The sequence below is a fragment of the Variovorax sp. P4_D9 genome (assembly GCF_056401695.1).
The window spans coordinates 1-2,810 of sequence record NZ_JBFUIU010001012.1 but is presented as its reverse complement, the minus strand read 5'-3'; the positions used below and the strand labels follow the sequence as shown (position 1 = coordinate 2,810).

Genomic DNA, 2,810 nt, shown 5'->3' with positions numbered 1-2,810 from the left:
CTTGTCAGCGTCGACGCCGAGGTGGCGATAAAAGCGGTGAAATGCTCTCATGACGGAGCGCCTTCTCGCCGTTGGCGAGCCTTGAGGGAAGTCATCTTGGCCTGATGATGCCACCTGCCAGGCCATGCGCCACCGTACGGCTGCGGACCGCCTGCGACAATGAGTCTCGCTTCGGACGGCCCTTCGTCCGACCCCGATTTTCCCCCGCGCGGCTAACATGCGGCGCAGATGTCTTCCGCCGCCCTGCTCCCCGCCGCCGCATCGATCGGCTTCGAAGGCCTGTCGCACGAGGTCGCGCGCCGGCTGATCGGCGTCACCCTGCTCGTCGATGGCGTGGGCGGGCGCATCGTCGAGACCGAGGCCTACGACAGCACCGAGCCGGCGGCTCACAGCTTCGGCGGCCCGCGGCCGCGCAATGCCGCGCTGTTCGGACCACCAGGGCACGCCTACGTCTACCGTTCCTATGGCATCCACTGGTGCCTCAACTTCGTCTGCCGCGAGTCCGGGCACGGCGCCGGGGTGCTGATCCGCGCGTTGGAGCCGACCCACGGCGTTGCGCGCATGCGAAAGCGGCGCGGCCTCGAGGACCTGCGGCTGCTGTGCGCTGGCCCTGGCCGGGTCGGCCAAGCGCTCGATGTCGACTGCAGCCTCAACGGCATGGCGCTGGACGCGCCGCCCTTCGCGCTGCTGGCGCGAGCCGACGACCACCCGCCGCTGGAGGTCGAGATCGGCCCGCGGATCGGCATCTCGAAGGCGATCGAGCTGCCCTGGCGCTTCGGTGAAAAGGGCTCGCGCTACCTGAGCAAGCCGTTCCGGCGGTCGACGGCATCTTGAGTGTCGCGGCCCGTTCAGGCTTCGACAGGCAGGCTGGTGAAGTTTTCGGGAACTGAAGTCGTCCGGCGGGTGTCCCCGGTCATGTAGTCGAGGTCTGCGCGCTTCAACCGCCGTACGAAGTCACTGTCGCCGGAGAAGTGATGAACCATGTTGCACAGACCGGCAGCGAACCTCTCCACAGCCACATGCGCTTCAGGCAGGTCTGCGAATAGCGCGTCAGCGCGCCTTCGTCGGCGCGCCGTCAATGCGCGGCCCAGCACCTTGACGTCGGCCATTGCCGAGTTCAATCCCTTGGCGCCGGTGGGTGGCCCGACCACGTCTACCCTTTCGGCTGGCTGGGCATTCTCTCGGAGTCCGCGCCTGCGACCGACGAGGTGGTCTGGGGTTGCCACGAAGACGGATTCGCGATGCAGAGCATCCGCGCTCCGAGCCTGACGCGTGTATCTCCAATGCCCGCCCGATGAACACGCGGACAATTGGTCCGACGACCGCATCTGGTCCGAGCTGCACAAGCGCCTGGATGTCCCTTGCATGCCCCCCGTCAACGAGGGGCGGATCACGCAGCAGGGCGTGACGACGATGCGCAGCTTCCTTTCGGAGCCGATGCAGCATGGTGGTCGCCTGTTCCTGGCGGGCGATTCGGCGCACATCGAATCGGTCATCATCGAACGCGCCGGGCGTGAACACGTGCAAACCCGGTTGCGTGCCGGGGTACTCGTGCACGGCACCGTCGAGATGCTCAGGGAGTTGGGGCTCGGGGATCGCATCGCCACCGTGGGGCTGGAGCAGCACGCGATCGATGCCTTCCAGATGAAGCATGTGCGAAAGCATCAACCCCGCCGGGCCGGCGCCGACGATACCTGCCTGTGTTCGGTTCATGCCTGTTCCTCCAGCGTGATCAGTCCCATGCCGGTCGTCATCGGCGCGTAGTAGTTGCGGGGGATCCGCCGCACCTTGTCCGACAGCGCCGCTCGAGACGGTCGGCCTGTTCCTCGCATTCGGCGCCTTGGGCAGCGTGCTGACATTGATCGTGGTCTCGCGCCTGCTGCCGCACAACCAGGGGCCCACGCGCTATTACGTGGCGGGCTTCTGCGTCCTGATGCTTTGCGGCGTGCAGCTCGCAGGCCTGAGCGAAGCAGCCAACCCATGGCTCAGCGCGATGCCTGCACTGCTGTGCAACGGCGCCTTCATCGTCCTCGTGCTGTCGAGCACCGCCGTGCTGACCTTCAAGGTCGTACAGCAGGACGAAGCCACCCTCTCCCATGCCAATCAGGTGAAGAACATGCTCGGCCAGTTCGGCGTCGCCGCAGGCATTGCATTGGCCACGCTCTGCATGCAGTTGCAGTGGCGCAGCGCGATCCGCGCGACGCAGCTGCATGGTGCCGCCGAACCCCGCGGTGCAGCAGGTGCTCGATCAGATGACGCGGTACTTCGCGTCCAATGCGGATCCCGCCCTCGCTCCGCGGCTGGCACTGGCGCAGCTTGCTCAGTCGGTCACGCAGGAGGTCGCCTTTACCGCGGCCGTCGACTACTTCGTGATCCTTTCGGCCATCGCAGGCTTCTGCCTGGCGGCGGTCTTGCTGCATGGCGCGTGGAAGCGCTATCGATCCGTATGGACTCAAGGATCACATGGATAGTCTCGAACTCATCAAGGCGTTCCGGGAAGTCGCAGCAAACGGCAGCTTCTCGCGCGCCGCGACACGACTCAAGATGTCGAAAGCCACGGCGAGCAAATACGTGGCTGAACTCGAGACGCGCTTCGGTGTACGTCTCTTTCACCGGTCCACTCGCTCCGTGAGCCTTACCGACGCGGGCAGACTGCTGCTGGAACGCAGCAAGCCGGTGCTCGAGATGATCGAGCTCACGCAGTTCGAGCTGAAGGACCACGCGGCCAAGCCGCGAGGTCGCCTAAGGGTCTCCGCATCGCATGACATGGGCCAAGGCAACCTTCCCAATCTGCTTGCGCAGTACATGGG

Annotated in this window: 4 protein-coding genes and 2 pseudogenes; 4 read left to right on the top strand and 2 right to left on the bottom strand. The window is 65.7% G+C overall.

Annotated elements, in window-relative coordinates:
* Positions 1–228 precede the first annotated feature (228 nt).
* The gene (locus AC1DY5_RS50080; RefSeq protein WP_478121751.1) at positions 229–834 is read left to right on the top strand and encodes a DNA-3-methyladenine glycosylase; all 606 of its coding nucleotides are present in this window, start codon (positions 229–231) and stop codon (positions 832–834) included.
* A gap of 14 nt (positions 835–848) precedes the next feature.
* On the opposite strand, the gene AC1DY5_RS50075 is transcribed toward AC1DY5_RS50080, so the two are convergent.
* Positions 849–1,109, bottom strand: a complete 261-nt coding sequence (locus AC1DY5_RS50075; RefSeq protein ID WP_478121750.1) for a hypothetical protein — start codon at positions 1,107–1,109, stop codon at positions 849–851.
* Between the two features lie 163 nt (positions 1,110–1,272).
* Here AC1DY5_RS50075 and AC1DY5_RS50070 point away from each other — a divergent pair.
* Positions 1,273–1,644 (top strand): annotated as a pseudogene (locus tag AC1DY5_RS50070) (FAD-dependent monooxygenase); the annotation flags it as partial.
* Here the strand turns inward: AC1DY5_RS50070 and AC1DY5_RS50065 are convergent.
* Positions 1,615–1,713, bottom strand: a pseudogene (locus AC1DY5_RS50065) (FAD-dependent monooxygenase); the annotation flags it as partial. The pseudogenes AC1DY5_RS50070 and AC1DY5_RS50065 sit on opposite strands and share 30 nt — an antisense overlap.
* A gap of 497 nt (positions 1,714–2,210) precedes the next feature.
* Here AC1DY5_RS50065 and AC1DY5_RS50060 point away from each other — a divergent pair.
* On the top strand, positions 2,211–2,471 hold the full coding sequence (locus tag AC1DY5_RS50060; protein WP_478121749.1) for a hypothetical protein: 261 nt from the start codon (positions 2,211–2,213) through the stop codon (positions 2,469–2,471).
* A partial coding sequence (locus tag AC1DY5_RS50055; protein WP_478121748.1) for a LysR family transcriptional regulator occupies positions 2,419–2,810 on the top strand: 392 nt, incomplete at its 3' end. The genes AC1DY5_RS50060 and AC1DY5_RS50055, both read left to right, overlap by 53 nt.